The 17267-nt window shown below is 51.8% G+C and carries 20 protein-coding genes and 1 pseudogene; 4 read left to right on the plus strand and 17 right to left on the minus strand.

The genetic code is table 11. The features are described 5' to 3' along the window. The first annotated feature begins 95 nt into the window (after positions 1-95). The 3 genes from MTP37_RS08270 (at position 96) to MTP37_RS08280 (ending at position 2681) form a co-directional block, all read left to right on the plus strand. A complete protein-coding gene (locus MTP37_RS08270; RefSeq protein WP_249236853.1) occupies positions 96-1661 on the plus strand; it encodes a sensor histidine kinase in 1566 nt (521 codons plus the stop codon). After that, the gene (locus MTP37_RS08275) at positions 1639-2244 is read left to right on the plus strand and encodes a response regulator transcription factor (RefSeq protein WP_249236854.1); all 606 of its coding nucleotides are present in this window, start codon (positions 1639-1641) and stop codon (positions 2242-2244) included. Before MTP37_RS08270 ends, MTP37_RS08275 begins: the two co-directional genes overlap by 23 nt. Positions 2245-2315: 71 nt before the next feature. Continuing rightward, positions 2316-2681, plus strand: coding sequence for a helix-turn-helix transcriptional regulator (locus tag MTP37_RS08280; protein ID WP_004064252.1), 366 nt, complete (start codon positions 2316-2318; stop codon positions 2679-2681). 169 nt (positions 2682-2850) lie between these two features. Here MTP37_RS08280 and MTP37_RS08285 read toward each other — a convergent pair whose 3' ends face one another. Next, positions 2851-4251, minus strand: coding sequence for a relaxase/mobilization nuclease domain-containing protein (locus MTP37_RS08285; protein WP_437443556.1), 1401 nt, complete (start codon positions 4249-4251; stop codon positions 2851-2853). A 94-nt stretch (positions 4252-4345) separates the two neighbouring features. After that, positions 4346-4636: a CD1845 family protein gene (locus MTP37_RS08290; RefSeq protein ID WP_118564839.1), complete on the minus strand. Its 291-nt coding sequence runs from the start codon at positions 4634-4636 to the stop codon at positions 4346-4348. A 188-nt stretch (positions 4637-4824) separates the two neighbouring features. On the opposite strand from MTP37_RS08290, the gene MTP37_RS08295 reads away from it, so the two are divergent. Beyond that, positions 4825-5652, plus strand: a complete 828-nt coding sequence (locus MTP37_RS08295) for an HNH endonuclease (protein WP_249236855.1) — start codon at positions 4825-4827, stop codon at positions 5650-5652. A 47-nt stretch (positions 5653-5699) separates the two neighbouring features. Here the strand turns inward: MTP37_RS08295 and MTP37_RS08300 are convergent, their stop codons facing one another. The 15 genes and pseudogenes from MTP37_RS08300 to MTP37_RS08370 all read right to left on the minus strand — a co-directional run bounded on the left by MTP37_RS08300 (position 5700) and on the right by MTP37_RS08370 (position 17250). Then, on the minus strand, positions 5700-6041 hold the full coding sequence (locus MTP37_RS08300; RefSeq protein ID WP_154277157.1) for a plasmid mobilization protein: 342 nt from the start codon (positions 6039-6041) through the stop codon (positions 5700-5702). Then, a complete protein-coding gene (locus MTP37_RS08305) occupies positions 6041-6223 on the minus strand; it encodes a DUF4316 domain-containing protein (protein WP_249236856.1) in 183 nt (60 codons plus the stop codon). Before MTP37_RS08305 ends, MTP37_RS08300 begins: the two co-directional genes overlap by 1 nt. A gap of 12 nt (positions 6224-6235) precedes the next feature. Beyond that, positions 6236-6826 carry a defense against restriction DarA-related protein gene (locus MTP37_RS08310; protein WP_249236857.1) on the minus strand — a complete coding sequence of 197 codons (591 nt, stop codon included), beginning with the start codon at positions 6824-6826 and terminating at the stop codon, positions 6236-6238. Positions 6827-6957: 131 nt separating this feature from the next. Then, a complete protein-coding gene (locus MTP37_RS08315) occupies positions 6958-7359 on the minus strand; it encodes a cysteine-rich VLP protein (protein WP_249236858.1) in 402 nt (133 codons plus the stop codon). After that, complete coding sequence (locus tag MTP37_RS08320; RefSeq protein ID WP_330413212.1) at positions 7360-7551, minus strand: hypothetical protein; 192 nt, start codon at positions 7549-7551, stop codon at positions 7360-7362. A gap of 2 nt (positions 7552-7553) precedes the next feature. Beyond that, the gene (locus MTP37_RS08325) at positions 7554-8201 is read right to left on the minus strand and encodes a DUF4366 domain-containing protein (RefSeq protein ID WP_173892476.1); all 648 of its coding nucleotides are present in this window, start codon (positions 8199-8201) and stop codon (positions 7554-7556) included. Further along, entirely contained in the window at positions 8188-8454 is a 267-nt protein-coding gene (locus MTP37_RS08330) for a DUF4315 family protein (protein WP_005927622.1), read from the minus strand. Before MTP37_RS08330 ends, MTP37_RS08325 begins: the two co-directional genes overlap by 14 nt. A 22-nt stretch (positions 8455-8476) precedes the next feature. Further along, on the minus strand, positions 8477-10144 hold the full coding sequence (locus MTP37_RS08335; protein WP_249236860.1) for a C40 family peptidase: 1668 nt from the start codon (positions 10142-10144) through the stop codon (positions 8477-8479). 279 nt (positions 10145-10423) lie between these two features. Next, the gene (locus tag MTP37_RS08340; RefSeq protein ID WP_370866625.1) at positions 10424-12853 is read right to left on the minus strand and encodes a VirB4-like conjugal transfer ATPase, CD1110 family; all 2430 of its coding nucleotides are present in this window, start codon (positions 12851-12853) and stop codon (positions 10424-10426) included. Next, positions 12771-13157 (minus strand): PrgI family protein, encoded by a 387-nt coding sequence (locus tag MTP37_RS08345; protein ID WP_003500106.1) that lies wholly within the window; start codon positions 13155-13157, stop codon positions 12771-12773. The genes MTP37_RS08340 and MTP37_RS08345 overlap by 83 nt, the downstream gene beginning before the upstream one ends. Before the next feature lie 44 nt (positions 13158-13201). Continuing rightward, positions 13202-13822 (minus strand): DUF7007 domain-containing protein, encoded by a 621-nt coding sequence (locus MTP37_RS08350; protein WP_396344387.1) that lies wholly within the window; start codon positions 13820-13822, stop codon positions 13202-13204. A gap of 42 nt (positions 13823-13864) precedes the next feature. After that, entirely contained in the window at positions 13865-14506 is a 642-nt protein-coding gene (locus MTP37_RS08355; protein WP_249236862.1) for a septation protein SpoVG family protein, read from the minus strand. A 42-nt stretch (positions 14507-14548) separates the two neighbouring features. Continuing rightward, positions 14549-15415 (minus strand): VirB6/TrbL-like conjugal transfer protein, CD1112 family, encoded by an 867-nt coding sequence (locus MTP37_RS08360; RefSeq protein WP_003500109.1) that lies wholly within the window; start codon positions 15413-15415, stop codon positions 14549-14551. A 41-nt stretch (positions 15416-15456) separates the two neighbouring features. After that, positions 15457-15552 (minus strand): annotated as a pseudogene (locus MTP37_RS13160) (Maff2 family mobile element protein); the annotation flags it as partial. A gap of 87 nt (positions 15553-15639) precedes the next feature. Further along, a complete protein-coding gene (locus MTP37_RS08370; protein ID WP_249236863.1) occupies positions 15640-17250 on the minus strand; it encodes a recombinase family protein in 1611 nt (536 codons plus the stop codon). Positions 17251-17267 lie beyond the last annotated feature (17 nt).

The raw sequence follows: 17267 nt of genomic DNA on the forward strand, positions 1-17267 counted from the left end.
ATGAATCCCGACTGCCTACGGTGATTGCTCCATTTCATTTTCTTGCGGATATGGCACAAGTAGAGTAAAATAGAGAAAAGCAAGGAGGTGTTGCTGTGAAACGAAAATATATGCTAAGACAAGGCTTGATGATTCTCAATCAGCTATTGCTTATCGTGTTTCTGTGCGTAATGAATACAATCGAAGCTACAATACCGGTAGAAAATATCGTTCATATTGGACTTCTCACATTTCTGTTTTGGGATGGCTACAACATATCCGGTAAAAATATAAGAGGGAATCCTGTCCTGTCACAATTTGCAATTCTCCTAGTGTTATTTGGATGGCACTTTGGATTATCTTTGTTTGCTTCATATTCCCTTGCAGACATAGCATCAGTTGTGATTCTTCCAGTCTGTTTGTATCAGCTGGTGAACTTTGTACAGGCGTTTCTTTTTCAGGGCGTCAATTACAAGGGAAGGAAGATATTCCTATCTGGGATAGCGATACTTTGCTTTACAGCAACTATGAGCTTTTTCTTTGACAGACGATGGTTTTATATCCTCTATAACATTCAGTTTCTATTTTCCTTCGTCTGGTGCATTGCCATATCCGTAGTTCATCGTAAACGAATATGGTTTATTTTAAGGAGTCAAAGAAAGCAGCTATTATTTTCAGTGTTCTTTGTTCTGCTCCCATTTATGTGCTACATGACAGCTTTTTCTAGGAAAGAGAGTTATGTTAAACAGATGGGGTTATATCTGATCGTTGTGCTTACATTTGTAACTATACACAGTATTATTTTTGGGGCAGATCATAAGCAAAAGACATTTTTTTCATTAAGCAGGTCTGTAATTGCTATTTTTCTTTTTGTGTGTATGACCAGTTTCCTGTTGACCATATGGTTATTTGATTTGCCTATTTTAACGGTGATTACACTGATTTATCTGCTTGTGTTTTGGGTATTGCTTTATCGCCTGCTATTGTTCTGGAAAGCAGGAAAATTGGAAGATAACACCTCAGATGAAGTTTCTTCATTTTATGAATACACAGTAGCACAAATCAAGCATGAAGAAGCTCTCCGAAAAGAGTTTACCAATTACCTGCACGACGATATTTTACAGGATCTTCTTTCCATGAAAAACCTGGTGCATAAAGCTAACCAGATTGAAATTCAGCAACTGCTGGAAGATACGTTGCGGAAACTCACATCTTCCATACGGTTCCAGATGCAGGCATATCATCCAAAATTATTAAAGAACTTGACATTCAAAGAGAATCTTCAAAGTGTTCTGGACTCTATTACTAATGACAGTGACACCTTAGTTGTTTTGGATTGCAGAGACGATATTTTTTTGGTGGAACCATACACTATGTTAATTTGTCGGTTTGCAAGAGAGTTGACCGTAAATGCCCTCAAACATTCTCATGCAGTAAGAATTGATGTGAAACTGCAACAGGAACAAGATATGATTACCCTGCAAGTGTCAGACAATGGAACAGGATTTTCAAAAATACCTGACGAGAACATCCTTCATCACGGACTTGCTTCTATTCAGGAGTCGGTGGCCTTTTTGAATGGCAAAATGACGATTAGAGCAAATCCGGGAGGTGGAACAAATATCAATCTCTTAATTCCCATGAAAGGAGAGGAATCTTATGCGAGTTTTGTTGGTCGATGACCATGCGCTTTTTGCCAAAAGTCTTTCAATCGCCCTGTGTGATTTTCCAGAAATCGATCAATTTTCCAGCACAAAAGATATTAAAAATTTGGAAAATCATATTACCACAGAGCAACCAGACATTTTACTGATTGATATTAACCTAGGGGGGCTGACGAATGAGGATGGTTTAATGCTCACACAACATTTATTGAAACATTTTCCAGAACAAAAAATAGTTATTCTCTCTGGCTATAATCTCCCTGTTTATCATAAAGAGGCAAAACGAATTGGTGCAAAAGGATTTATCAGTAAAGATGTGGAACCGGATGAACTGCTCCATATTTTAATGGCTATCAGAAATGGAACTACTTATTTCCCACAGGAAAAAATATTTATTGAAGATTTGACAGAGGGAGAAAAGAAAGTTCTCGAATTGGTATCAACTGGTGCCAAGCGTAAAGAAATTGCCAAACAACTTTTTATTAGTGAACGGACAGTATCAAATCACTTACAGCATATTTTTGAAAAGTTGCAGGTTGGGTCTACGGTAGAGGCAGTAACAAAAGCAATTCAAATAGGCTATATATCTCCCGTGAAATGAAATACTACTTAATGTAAAATTTCATTACATTCTCATAATTCAACCCGAAATGTAGAATGATATAGGGTGATATGAGAATGAACCAAGATGAAAGAAGATTTGACTTTCACGGCCTCGGGGCAGCTCTCAAACGAGCCAGAGAAGAAAAGGGCTGGACACAAGCCTATGTTGCGGAATTAGTAGACCGTGACTCCCGTACCATTATGAATATTGAGAACAAAGGTCAGTATCCCAGCTTCGACCTTTTTGTTAAACTCATTACTATGTTTGACGTTTCAGTTGACCAGTTTATTCATGCGGACGGAGGGGCAAGGTCAAGTTCTTGCAGAAAGCACATTGATGTTCTTCTAAACTCCATGAACGAAAAAGAGCTTGTCGTGATAGAAGCCACAGCCGAGGGCATTAAGAAAGCCAGAGAAACGGAGGTTCCAGAATAAGGGCCTCTGTTTTTTTGCGCCATTTTAGGGGCTGCCGCTAAGTGGCAAGCAATGCCTCTGTGGCCACAAGTGGCACAAAGGCGGCTTGTTGGGGCTCGCCCCAAACCCGTATCTTCGGGCCAACATGGCCCGAAGTGTCAGCGTCGCTTTGCTCCTTGTTTTCATAACCTTAACGCTCCTTTTCCTGCTTTCTTCCCGATTCGGTGTAGCCCATCAGAGTGTCAATGTTCGCTTTGATCGTGACGATCTCCTGCATATCCCGTCGTGCCTTTTGATATTCTCCATAGAGCTGTTTTTTCTTTGCTGTGAGCTTACGGCCTTCTTCCTTCAGCACATCCATTTTGGGGAGCTTCGCCCCGCCCAGCAGAGAGCGCATTTCCGTTTGTGCAGCCCGGTACAGTTCAAGGTCGGCCTCATGCTCCGCAAGGAATTTCCGGCTGTACTTCGTCGCCTTATACTGCTCAAAGACTGGACGGGTTTTGGCATACTGAACCGTTGCGGCCTTTAGCCCGGCATTGGTTTTCATGGCCTGCTCCGTCTGCTTGACCTGTTCGGAAATAACATGGAAACGGTCTGCCGCCTCGGTGGCTTTCTTCGCCAACTGCTCATAATCGGTCAGGTTATTGTCCTGTATATAGGCAAGAGCGGCGGCCATCTGCTTAATGTTAAATACCTTCGCCCAGCGTTCATATCCCGGCCCCTTACCGGCAGCCAGCTTTGCTTGAATATCCACCGCCAGACTGATTTTCCGCTCCGAGTGCCCGGGGCGTTTTTCTTTGCCCTCAATGGCGGCCAAAACATCTTGCAAGTCGTAGCCGTCCCCCAGCGTGGAGGCACGCAGACGGGTGAAGCGTTCCTGCCCTTGCCCGGTCAGCCGGAAACTGATACCGCCGCCCCGAACCTTCTTGACTTCATATCCGGCCCGTTTCATCAGGGCAAGAAATTCATCCAGATCGGCGGGGCGCTCGGCCAGTGCGGTATCAATGGCAAGGCGCAGTCGGTCCTGATAGGAAAGCGGCCCTTTCCGGTCTTTCTGCCACTCCCCATAGTTCCGATACTTGCCCTTGCTCCGGGGCTTCGGGTTCTCCACAATGGACAGCCCGTTTTCAAGACACAGCCTGTCAGAGAGCCGACGGAGGGCAAAGCTGGAACCCCAAAAGTTTCGGAATTTCCGGGTACAGTCAAGGATGGTGGAGTTGTAATAAATGTGACAATGGATGTGCTGCTTGTCAGTATGCGTGGTAACGATAAATGCGTGCCGCCCCTTTGTCCAGCGCATAGCCAGCTCATAGCCGATACGGTTCGCCTCCTTCGGGGTGATCTCACCCGGATAGAAGGATTGTCGTATCTGATAGCACAGCACATCATTTTCTTTTTTCTGTTCTCGGCCCGTCATAGCGGCATAGCTGGCCTTTGCCAAAAGGAACTCGTCTGCCACGGTGGCCGGATCACATTCATAAGCGGAGATATACTTTCCGCTTTCTGTTTTCTCCGGGTCCTTGCCATAGTCCAGACAATCCCGGATTGCCTCGGCAATCGTTTCGCCTTCGCCCGCATGGCGCTGCAACAAAGTTGTGGTAGCCAGAAATCATCCCTCCTTTCCATGAGAAAGGGGCGGCCTATTCAGACCGCCCCGACTTCGGGCCAACATGGCCCGAGGTTGTTTAACTTGCCAGAAACCGGTACAGAGCGGATTTGCCTCCATCCAGCGCCCAAAGAAGGGAGCCCGCCGCCGCTTGCAGTCCATACGGCGAAAGAAGGAAGGCAAGAAACAGAAATACAATCCCGCCTATGGGCGTCGGCGTGAAAAAGAGAGCGACACCCAGCACCGCCAGGATCACAGAGGCAATCGTCAGCAGGACGGCACAAATCTCAAACAGAAACACCAGCAGAGCCGCCAGAAGGGACAGCGCCAAAGCAAAGGGAGCAACCAATATTTTCAGCAGTATCTTCATCTTCAAAACCTCCTTTATCTATCCTTTCTACCTCTATTTTATCATGCCTGCCCGGGGACATAAATGTTGCGAAAGATTAGTAAATCCTGTCCTAAAACTTCGGGTCATGCTGGCCCGAAGCTTGATGGTTTTATCTAAAAAGTTATGATATAATGAAATCAATATTTTGGTTAGACGAGGTGATGAACATGGGGAACAGCAGAGACGACTTTACTTCAGCAACAAAGGAATTACTGGCAAATCGGGTTGGTAGAAGATGTAGTAATCCTGCTTGCCGAAAGTTGACTTGTGGGGCAAATACCAATCCTGAAAAAATTACAAATATAGGGGTAGCAGCTCATATCTGTGCAGCGGCTCAAGGCGGTCCACGCTATGACGATTCTATGACACCCGAAGAAAGAAAGTCGTTTGAAAATGGAATTTGGTTATGCCAGTCTTGTTCTAAATTGATTGATACGGATATTACTCGTTATCCTAAAGAACTGCTACAAAGTTGGAAGCAGCTTGCAGAACAGACAGCAATTTTGGAAGTCGAAACTACTTCTTCCACACCTGCCTTTGAAAAAGATAAAGAGCTTGTCCAATTTTATTTGGAGTGCTTTAATCGTCCAGCCTTTCAAGATGACATTTATCAAGAAGGTCGAATGGAGGATTTTGATAAAGCGATTGAAGATACGCTGATTGCCTTGAATACAGGGGTACTAAGAACTCGTGATGGCTCCATATTAAAACAGGCTGATGGAAAATCTTCTGTCCAAAACTCTTTATGGAGAGAAAAACTCTATACTATCACTGATATGCTAACAGCAATTCGCAGACGATTGAAAATAGCCAAAAAGGAAAAAGCCTATTCGACATATGGCACAGGCGAAGATGTCGCTTATTGTTTCTATGATCGTGAGCTTGCTGAATGGCTTAATTCTACACGAGAAGAAATACTAAAAATTCTATCGTCTATTTGTAAAGAGGCTGGACTTCGGGAATTACATTTTCGGAAACATAGATATAGATGGTAAAAAGAACAAGGCGGCAGGTCCCAACATCGGAACCTGCCGCCCTCGTCTTACTTTGCCACCAGCTCGGAAAGCTCCCGCAACACCTTTGACACCTCGCCCCACAGCTTTTCATAGTCCCGCTTCAATCCGTCGATTTCCTCCGGGTACACGCCATAGGTGTGTGCGTGTACGGCGACCTGATTGAGATTGTTGGAACAGCGCCGTTGCAGAGAGATCAGCTCTTTTACGGGCGTAAGGTCGATGTGCAGGATATACCCGTTCAGAGCCATTTTCCGTACATAAGCCCCGGCGTTGGAAATGCCCGCCTCGGTCATCCGCTCATGGATGGCCGCCAGCTCGTCCGGCGTTACCATAACGTGCAGATGGACATTCCGCTTGCGGTTCTCCATCAGAGTTCCAGCTCCCGGCCTTTCCGGCGCTCTTTGGGCTCCTTTACCTTGTCCAGCGGCTTTGCGTCCAGCTCCGGGGGCGTGGGTTGGATGGGCGTGTTGTTGGGTACGCCGTCGATCATGTTGCAGTTCTGCTCTGTGGAGAGCTCGGCGGTTTTCAGATAGTTGTCTTTTTCGTGCATGGCGATCCTCCTTTATCGTTCCTCATGGTTTTTATGGCTCCGCTTCTGGCCGGGCTCCTTCGGGGGTTCCTGCCCTCTGGTTCCATCTTTGAGCCGGGCGGTAATGGATGGGCGCACCCGGTCAGGATTGCCCGGTGCTGGTTTCAGCTCATAATCCTCTATCTGCTTTTCGGTCAGCGGCTTTGCGTAGGTCAGTTCGCCCCATGCCATCAGCCTGCCGTCTGCCACAGGACGCCGCCTGTCATCATCGTAGTTGACGATGGAAAGAGGCTGGTTATCCGGCGGCTTCGGGTAGGTGCCTATGTCCACGGGTCGCTGGGTGGAATAATAGCGGTAAACGCCCTCCGGTCCCAGCTCGGTATGCTTGACCGCCGCATGGTAAAGCTGCTGATAGTCGTCCACCCGGCGGTCAAAGTCCCTCTGCGCCCACGCCTGACTGGTTCCATAGCGGCCCCAGTAGTAATCCCGATGGCCGTTTTCCCCCTCGGTAAACTGCCAGGTCACAAAGGGGCTCGGTGCTCCCGGATTATGCCCCAGCGCAAAGCCGTGTCCGGTTTCAAAGGCGGCAGTTTTCAAAATCACATATCCTTGTACGGTCTCCAAGAGATCCCTCCTTTCTGTGCCTCGGGCCAATATGACCCGAAGTGCTGGATGTTACGAAATAAGAGGGCAGACCGGGGAGGAATGTAATAAGATATTCCACCCCGGAAACACCCTCAAAAAAGCCCGGAATGTCAAGCCTTTGGAGGCGGCAAATCGTAACAGCCGCCCGGCCTTTTCTCCCGCATTTTCCTCATGCGTTCCCGGCTTTTCCGTCGGTTCCCTTCGGCCTTGCAGGCGTCGGAGCAGTAGGCTTGACGCCCCTCGGGCAGAAATGCCTTTCCGCAGACCGCACAGGCCCGCAGCTCCGGGGAGATGCCTTCCGTTGTCAGCGCCGCTTGAAGCTCCGGGTTAAGGGGCAGGACAGCCTCACGGAAGTAACGGCAGTACGCCCCTGTCCAGCACTTGTGCAGCATATAGCAGGCACAGTCAAGAGGAAGGCACAGGCCGCTTTCCCGGTCATAGTTGGCGCACATCCCCATGACAAGAGAACGGATTTTCTTCTTCTCGTCACGGGTCAGCTCCCGGGCGTCCATTTAAGACTTCGGGCCACGATGGCCCGAAGGGCGGGGCTCCACGATCAGCGCCCGGAACTTCTTCCGGCACTGTTTTTTCTTTCCTTTGCACTCCTTGTAGTAACGGCATCCCTTACAAGGGTCGTCATTGTTCCAGCCGGGGTGCGGTACTTCCTTCATCATTCGTTCAAAAGGGCTGCTTGTAAAATTCATTCTCATTCCTCCGTATCTTCCTCCCACGGCGGGGTATCTTCGTCATCGGGTTCCTCTGCGATCTCCTCCAGCTCCCCGTCCTCATATTCGCAGTAATCATCTTCCAAATCCGGGGCCTCATGCTTCGGCTTGTAAATCTTGAAATAGTAACCAATCCCACCGCCGGCCAACACCACCGCACCGATCAGGAGCAGAGAGAGAAGGGGGCTGTCCTTTTTCTCCGGCTTGGGTTCCGGTACTTCCTCCACCGGTTCGGTGGGCTTTGGCTCTGGCTCAGGGGTCACTTCTTTGGGCGGTTCCTTACCCTGTTCAGCAAGAGGCAGAAGGTCGTCTGTGGTAACGGTATTGAGAAAATAGACGTTCTCGCTGGTTTTCTGTTTGTCGATCACCAGATAAAACACGCTCTCGTCTGCTGTGGTGATGGTGTAGAACTCCTTTCCATCCTCGTCGGTGGCGTTGTCCACCACGGTTCCCGTCCCGTCCGGGGTAAAGGGGTTCTGGGTTTCCGGCTCTGCTTCGGTTTCTGCCGGGGAGGGAGCTGTCTCCGGCTGCGGCTCGCTGCTCTGTGCATAAGCCGGGACTGTAAAGATCAGGCAACACAAAAGGCTGGCAGCCATCGCCGCCAGCCTGCGAAATTTAGTTTTCTTCATGGGCCGTGTCCTCCTTTTCGGGTGCCTCCGGCTTCGGGTCAGTATGGCCCGAAGCGGTAAGGCTGTTTTTGGGGTCATTCAGAAAAGCCATAAGCTGGGCGGGCGTCAGTTTGAGGGAGCGCACCGCCTGCACGATCTGGCTGTTTTCTTCCTCCTGTTTCTGCTTTTCCAGCTCCCGGATTTTGGCCTGCCATTCGGCGGCCTTCTCCCGGGCTTTTTCCAGTTCCTTATCGAGCTTGTCGATTTTGTTCATGCAAGGACTCCTTTCCTCTGGCTCACAAACGCCCGAAGGCATAGAAATGTGTCTGCCAGTAGCTTGAATTGATGTTTGCGTATTGGATGGGCGAACCACAATGGAGCATCATCCCGTCGCCCACATAAATCCCCACATGGGATACAGGGCCGGGGCTGTCATAGGTTCCCGTGAAAAAGATAATGTCGCCGGGCTTTGCCTCGGAGGGAGAAATGATAGCACACTGGTTGTAAATGCCCTGCGCCGTGGTACGGGGCAGGTTGTGGACGCCGCTGGCCGTGTACACCCAGCAGACAAAGCCCGAACAGTCAAAGGAGGTGGACGGGCTGGAGCCGCCCCACACATAGGGCCAGCCGATGTACTTTGTGGCTTCTTCCATGAGCGCCGCAAAAGCCGGGTCATCCAGCGCCTCGCCGGGTATCTCATAGCTGGGGCCGGTATCTTCGCCACCGTTGTAAATCCCTTCCCACAGATAGGGTTTGTTGCCTTTGAGCTGCTGCATAACGGTGTAGATTTCCCGCTGCTGTTCGTTAAGCCTCGGCAGGATCACGGCAGGCAGCGTCTTGTTTGTGAGGGTCACATTGAGAATGTAATACTCATAGGGAACTTCCTCGGTGGTGGTTTCCCCGGTCTCCGGGTCGGTGCTGGTTTCGGTGCGGTAGCGTATCTCGACTTCCTCCGTCAAGGTCAGTTCATACTGTGCCTCGAAAATCTCCCGCAGCTCGTCCTGCACCTGTTCACGGAAATACACATGGTACTTTGCCGAGAGATAGGACGCCAGCTCATAGGGGTTATGGCCGATCTCGTCCACGGAATAGCGGTACTCGTCATAGCCGGGATGGGTGCTTTCGATGTTCGCTACCGTCTGCGCCAGCTCGTTTTCCAGCGCTGTGTAGTCCTCGTCCACCCCCAGCAGGTCCGTATCCTCCGAGGCGTAGGAGGTGCCGGATAACACATTGGCGAGGCCGCTGCCAAGCGTGGGGAAGATGGAACTTACCGCCGACACAAGAAAACAGAGCAGCAACAGCAGGAGCAGGACCAGCACCGCCACGGGATGACGGGTCACAAACTGCGCCGCCCGACGGGTCGCAGTTCCCGAAGCGGCAGCGGTTTTCTTTGCGGCCTTTGCGCCCTGTTTTGCAGCCGCCTTTGCTTCTTTGGAATACCGGCGTTTCAGTTTCCATTTCTGCTGCGCACGGGAAAGCGGATTGCTGGCAAGCTCCGGGTGATCGGAGGCCATCTTTTGAAAATCCACATTGGCCCGGGCTTTTATGTCCTTCCGTTCCCACTTTGCCACCTTCCGGGCCGGGTGTTCCCGGTATCTCCGTTTGGCATACCGGGTCAGTTTCCGGGCTCCGGCCTCGGCCACAAGTTCCGACTTATGGGCTCCTTCCACACCCACATTTTCATGCTCAACTTCGTGGATTTTGTTGTGGAGATAAAACCATGCTTCGGTGCGGGCTCCCCGGACTGCCTTTTTTGCAAGCCCCGGCGGCTTCTTCGCTGCCCGTTTTGCCTCGGTCTTGTCCAGTTTCTCCCGGGCCTTTCCCAGCTTTTCCCCGGCGTGTTCCGCTTTTGCCTGTGCTTTCTGGTACTTGTCCTTTTTGCTCCCGGCCTTCTCGGCGGAGCCCTCCGGCTCCTGTGCCTTGCCGGTATCCTGCGGCCCGCCCGCTTCATCTTCCTGCCTCATGCGGTCAGAGGGACGGCTTTTCCGGCTGTCCTCTTGAAACTTGCCGCTTTTGGACTTCGGGCCATCATGGCCCGAAGGACTGTCCTGCCCGGTATCCTCGTTCTTAAACCGCAGGCGTCGGGATGGTGCGGGGGAAGGCCCTTCCCGTTCAGCCGGTCCGGGGCGATTGCTCCCGGTATCCTCCGTCGGCCCCGGCCTTTGAAAATTCCGTTTATCCGGTTTCTTTCCGATGATGTATCCCTCCTTTCCAAACCTCGGGCCATCATGGCCCGAAGTGCGTTATGCCCGGTTCATTTCCTGTTTTTTGTCCTCCGGGCGGGTGGTCATAATGGCGTACAGCTCGGTATTCTGCGGGAAGCGGTCAACAAACGGGATGGTGGTATTCCCGAAGAACAGCAGCCCTTCGCCGGAATTGGTATGGGTCACATAGGAAAGCTGGTGGGGGCTGATCCCAAGCTGTTTGGCTAAAATCTGCCGGTCCCCCTGTGCCTGCGAGAGCAGCACAAGGAAGTCCGAGTTTTCAAAGATGTTCTCGATCTCCGGGCTTGCCAGAAAATCCTTCACGTTCTGCGTTAAAGCACTGGGAACGCACCCTTTTTTTCGCAGCATTTTCCAGATCGCCACACAGTAGCTTGCCGTCAGCCGGTCACGGAGCAGCACATGGAACTCGTCGAAGTAGCACCATGTAGCGATACCGCGGAGGAAATTCATGGACACCTGTGAGTTTACCAAGTCCTGCATAATGAGCATGGCAATCGTCCGAAGCCCGGCCCCCAGCTTTTTTAAGTCAAGGCATACCAGACGGCGGTTTAAGTCCACATTGGTTTCATGGTTGAACACGTTAAGGGAACCCGACACATAGATTTCAAGGGCAGTTGCCAGCCGTACCGCCTCGCCCTCCGGCTGGGAACAGAGCAGGTCATACAGGGTTTGGAGGGTCGGCATTTTGCTTGTTTCCGGGTCCTGCAAATGTTCCCGGTACATCTGGCGTACACAGCGGTCAATGACGGTCCGCTCCACCGGCTGCAAGCCATCCTTGCCGCCAACGATTAGCTCCATCAGCGACAGGATAAAGTCGGCTTTCAGCGCCATCGGGTTTTCCTCGTCAAAGCTCAGGTCAATGTCCATCGGATTGATGTGGTGGGGGCTGTCCGGGGCGATCTCGATGACCTGTCCGCCCAGCCGCTTGATAAGGGGCGAGTATTCGCCCATCGGGTCCACCACAATGATCCGGTCACGGGTGGCAAGGAACACGTTCACAAGCTCCCGCTTTGCGGCAAAGGATTTGCCGGAGCCCGGCACGCCGAGGAACAGGCCGTTGGGGTTTTTGAGCTTTTTCCGGTTTGCCATGATGACGTTATGGGAAAGTGCGTTGAGCCCGTAATAGACGGCTTCGCCATCCATGCGGAGCTCCTGCGTCATAAAGGGAACGAAAATGGCCGTGGAGCTGGTCGTCATGCCGCGCTTGATCTCAATGCCGTTATGGCCCAGCGGAAGGCTGGAAAGAAAACCATCCTCCTGCTGGAAGTCCAGCCGCTTCAAGGTGCAGTTGTATTTCTGGACGATACCCGACACCGTGAACAGGTCATTGTCCAGCTCCCGGCGGGTCGGGGCCATGTTTACCACAAGGAAGGTCAGAAGGAACATTCGCTCATTCCGGCTCTGTAAATCTTCCAAGAGGGTCTTTGCGTCGTTGCTGTACGTTACAAGGTCGGGTGGAAGTATGTCCATGTCGTACCCTGACCGGGCTGCCTTCTTTTGTTCCTCCACCTTCATCTTGTCAATGTCGGAGACTTTGGCCTTGATGGATTTTACGGCGGCGGCCTGATCGACGGTTTGGATATGGAGAGTGATGGTCATTTCCGCATCCATTTCCAAAAGCTCCGCCAGCAGCTTGTCCGAGAGCTCCGAGGCCAAAATCTGCAAGTAGGAGGCGGCACCCCAAGTCGTCCCCACCCGGAACAGACGGCTGAAACGGAAGTCGAAGCTGTCCGGGGCGATAAAGTCTTTGGTGGAAAGCCCGGTTTTGGGGATCATATCCCATGAAAACCGGAAGGGGGAGCCGCTGCCGGGGTGGAGCTGCCCGTGAAGAAGCTCCAGCCGTTCCAGCCCCGAAAGGGAGCGGCACTTGACGCCCAGCTTTTTGAAGTTCCCGCAAATGTCCGCCTCTACACGTTCCAGCCTTGCCCTGGCGGTGGGAAGGTCGTCCACATTCACGCCGAAGGTCAGGAGCTTTGTGCGGACAATGCCGTTGTTGCTTTTGGCGATCTGGTTTTCCAGCATTTCCACATACTCACACCGGACGCTGTTGTAATCATCGTCCTGCATGGGGATGTTCACGCTGTACCGGCTGCCCGGGCGGCTCCGGTGGTTGAGGAAGGAAAGCTGGAACGGAAGGCTGCTGTCAAAGTAGTTGAGGCAGGCGCTCCACCCGTCAAAGATGGCTGCCTGATCTTCGGACTGTGCGAGCTGGTAGTTGATGTCCTCGTATTCAATGGTTTTGGTGTAATAGCGGTCCGCTACCCGGCACACGCCGTCCCGGTACATTTCCCGGTAAGGGAGGGTCTGCTGGGCGGTGGTGGGAATGTTCTTTCCTTTCGTGAACAGGCCGGTAAGGCCCTGTTTTTCAGGCTTTCTGCCTGCGGGCTTTCCGGCCCTTCTGCTGTTTCGCAATCGGCTGCGCCTCCTTTCTGGCGCTAAGCAGCGCATAGAAGTTTTCGGTTTTGTAAGGCCGCACACGGGGATAGAGGAACCGGGTGCGGATGATGTTTTTCAGCACTTTTTCCAGCGGCAGACCGTCTCGTTCATACATAGCCAGAAAGAAGAACGGGAGCATGAGGCCGATCATCAGGAACATGGCGGCACTGTTCCCGATACTGCCACGGGAAAACAGGTAGGCCGGGAGGCCCACCGCCGCCGCGCTGGAAAAACAAACAAGCTGGCGCTTCGTCAGATTGAAGGCCAGCTTTGTCTTGATTTTGGAAAGGTCTTTTGGTACTGGTACATAGGCCATTTTGGTACACCTCCTTTATTGCTTCGGGCCAGCATGACCCGAGGTTATCTTGCGGCCTCTTTGGCCGGGGCTGTGCTGCGGGCAGCTTCGGCGGCCTCTCGTCCGCTCTGCCTTGCCCGCCAGTATTCGGGGTGATACTGCCGGATGGACTGATTGAGTTTTTCTTCAAACTGTCCTTTGTCCTTAATGCGGTCAGGGATTTTCCACAGCTTTTTGTCCAGCAGCTCCCGGAGCACTACGCTTTCCTGTGCGTCCTCCTCATAGCAGATATAGCCCTTGTCCTTGAAGCCGCATTTTTTGGCCGCTGGGGAGAGAACAGCGGCTACCTCGTTTGCCACCATCGTTCCGCCGTGGCTGGCGGTAGATACCAGAAACGCCCCCGGACAGAGGGTTTCACAATTCTGCACCTCGCCCCACGGGGAGCTTTTCGGCGCATGGAACATTCCGCCCGTCCGGCTCCGGTCCGCCTGCATGAGCGCCGCCTTTTCCAAGATGGCTTTCAGTTCTGGGGAAAAATAGGCATATTCCCGAAGAACACGGGCAGCCTCCCCGCCGCAGGCGTTCATCAACAGGGTATAGGCGTCGCTGTCCGCTTTGGTACAGCGGCCCAGCAGTTTTCCGTCGTAATAGCAGGCCGCGTCATAGCCCGTCCGTTTGCGTGGCATGGTTCCCGCCTCCTTTCTGCTTCGTGCCAGCATGGCCCGAGGTCAACGCTCTGCACTGCGGCTGGGCTTTTCCTTCGGAGGCCGCTCTGCCTTTGCCTGTTCGGCAGCCGCTTTTCCGGCTTTGAGCTGGTCGCTGATGGACGCACGCCCCACAGAGCCGCGCTCCGCCATCTGTTCCAGCTTTGCCTCATAGGCTTGCAGAACAGCGGTGTTGAGCTGTTCTCGGAACTCCTTTGTGACAGGGTAGGCCATATCCCGGTAGCCGCCTTTGCCGTCCGGCTGGCTGGGCATCCCAAGAAAGAGGCCCTTGCTGCCCTGTACGATTTTCAGATTTTCCACCACAAAGCAGTCATTGAATTTCACGCTGGCAAAGCCCATCAGATTTTTCATAGGTTCGATGACCCGCACGCTTACATCCAGCTTCAACGGTGCGGCCGGGGTGGTGTTTGCAACCTTTTCCTGCATGGTTTCCTCCTTTCCGGCGGGAACAAGGTTCCCGTCCTTGTAGGCATAGCCTTCCGCCCGGAGTGCCGCCAGCGTGTCCGCCGATACGCACCCGGACAGTTTCAGATCGGTTTCCACCATAAAGCGCATGGTGTCTGCTTTAGAAAATTCTTCGGGGAACTTTCCGTAGAAAGCCGGGTGCGGCTGTCCGTCCGCACCCTGTTTGTAACGCCGGGGCATACCGCCTCCTTTCCGCTTCGGGTCAGCATGGCCCGAAGTCTCTTAATGGCAGCCGAAGATGGATTTTGCAAGACTGCCTGTTTTGAATAAGGTAAAACACAGCAACACCGTATATCCCACGCATCCCCAGATCGCCCCGATGGGGTCGCCGTCGGCGGCGATACTCTGGATCAGCACCGCATAGATGGCGACACAGACTAAGATCAATAGACCTTGAAAGCCCACCGCAAAGAGGGAGCGGAAATAGTTCTGCCCCATGTGTCCGATTTCCCTGTTGGGGACGGTGGCAAACGGGATAGGCGCTAAACTTGTGAGTAAATAAATTTCAATCATACGGCCATATACGATGACGAAGATCACGATGTTTAAGGCAATCATGGTAAGCTGGATCAGGAAGGATTGTAGCCAGAGTCCGAACAGAGGGCCTAACTCCATCGCTTCAAGTTCTGTCCGCAGACTGTCCAGCACATCCGGCGTGATCTCTGTCCCATTCTGGATAATGCCCGCTGACTGCTGTATCACATGCTGGCTCACATCAAAGACCGCCAGCACGATATTGAAGGTATTCGTCAGGATCATCACAGCCACAAAGGTTTTGAACACCCACTTAAAAAACATCCATGTGTCAACTTCATGTAGGTTGTTGCGTTCTATGAGCATCTGTATCAGTTCATAGGTCATAACAAAAGTGAGGATGACCCCGGCGATTGGCAGAATGGCAGTTTCGGAGATCTGTCGTATCATGGAAAAGACCCCGGCGTTCCAGTCCGCCGGGGTCGTGCCTACCTGTGTGGCGATTTCGCCAACGCTCTGATTGACGTTATCGAAAAGGCCGTCCAGATTTCCCATGATACCATCGACGAGCAGACCTTTCAGCCATTCAACGATTGCGTCGATGATAAAGTCCATACATCAGCTCCTTTTCTGGAAAAAGGGACAACGGGTGACATTTAGCTGAACAGCCCGGACAGCAGAGGGATAAGCTGAAGGCCGATCAGAACGACACCGCCGCCCGCCATGAGCTGCTTAATGCCCTGGCTTTTTGCTTATGTGTGATAAAGAAGTAATAGAAGTGTAAAAAATTTTGCCGTTCCTATCCGGCACTTAGCTCTTGTGTCGGATAGGTCGGGCGGTTATTCGGGCAAGTCCACCTTGCCAACAAAAGAATAATAAATCTCAATGTCCTGTCTGCGGGTCTTGTTCTCGTCATAGCTGCACTCATGCACAACGATTTTCTCTACAAACTCCCGCAGCAGAGTGGGGGTAAGTTCTTCAAAGCTGGTATGCCGCCGGACAACATTCATAAACTTTTCTGCGTTCACGGTGGCTTCCTGTGCTTTGGAAAGCTCCGCTTGGATAGCAGCGGCTCTTTCTTTCAGCTCCCGTTGCTCTGCTTCATAGTCTGCCGACAGTTCTGTGAAACGCTCGTCTGATATGCGCCCGGTCACGCTGTCCTCATACAGCCGCTTGAAAATAGCGGAAAGCTCACCGATACGCTTTTCAGCGGCTTCCAGTTCCTTTTTCTTAGCGGCGTTCCGGCGTTTGCCGCCGTCCTCGTTCTGCTCGATCAGCAGCTTCATAAACCGGGCTTCATGCTTTGCCGCATAGCTCGTCACTTTCCGCAGATTGGAGAGAACGCCCGCAGTCAAAAGGTCAGTGCGGATAAAATGCGCGGTGCAGTCATGGGTACGCTTCTTGTAATTCCCACAGATATAGCAGTCCTGTTTTCGCTTATCGGTCTGGTAACGCTGCTGATACATGACGCTGCCGCAGTCCGCGCAAAAGAGCATACCGGAAAATAAGCCCACTTCATCATAGCGGTTCGGACGCTTGCGCTGTTTGCGTAATTCCTGCACGCGCTCCCATGTCTGGGTGTCAATGATAGGCTCATGGTGGTTCTCGAAAATCGCCTGTTTCTCAATGGGATTTTCTACGCTGTGTTTGGTCTTGTAGGACGGTTTCTCCGTCTTGAAGTTCACCAGACAGCCCATGTACTCCCGGTTTTCAAGGATATGCACCACGGTATTTGTCGCCCATTTGCACTCATAGCCGGGGTGATAGCGGCGTGTGCTGCCCGTCCTGCGGTATTCCAGCGTTCCCGGCGTTGGGATTTCCTGCTCGGTCAGCATACGGGCTATCTTGGTCGGACCGTTCCCGGCAAGGCACAGACGGTATATCTGCTTGACTACGGGTGCGGCTTCCTCGTCAATGATGAAGTTTTCGTCCTCGTCCATGAGGTAGCCGTACACGGGTTTGCTCGTAACAGGCTTGCCACTCATGCCTTTTGACCGTTTTACAGCTTTAATTTTCTTGCTCGTATCTCTCACCAGCCATTCGTTGAAAATGTTCCGCAAAGGGGCAAAATCATTGTCGCCCTGTGCACTGTCCACTCCATCATTGATAGCGATGAAGCGGACACCTTTCTGTGGGAAAATCATTTCTGTGTACATTCCCACTTGTAGGTAGTTTCGCCCTAACCTCGACATATCCTTTACGATAACTGTCCCGACTTTTCCGGCTTCAATGTCTGCAAGCATGGCTTGAAAACCGGGTCTTTGAAAGTTCGCACCAGAATAACCGTCGTCCGTGTACCAGCGCAGATTGGAAAAGCCGTTCTGCTTTGCATAGGTTTCAAGGATACGCTTCTGATTGGAAATGGAATTGCTTTCGCCTTGCAGCTCGTCCTCATGGGAAAGTCTTGGGTAAAGGGCGGTAATTGGTTGTTGGTTGGTCTGTCTTAACATAAAATCCTCCGTTTCCG

It is taken from the genome of Faecalibacterium sp. HTF-F (assembly GCF_023347535.1).
Taxonomy (GTDB): Bacteria; Bacillota; Clostridia; order Oscillospirales; family Ruminococcaceae; genus Faecalibacterium; species Faecalibacterium wellingii.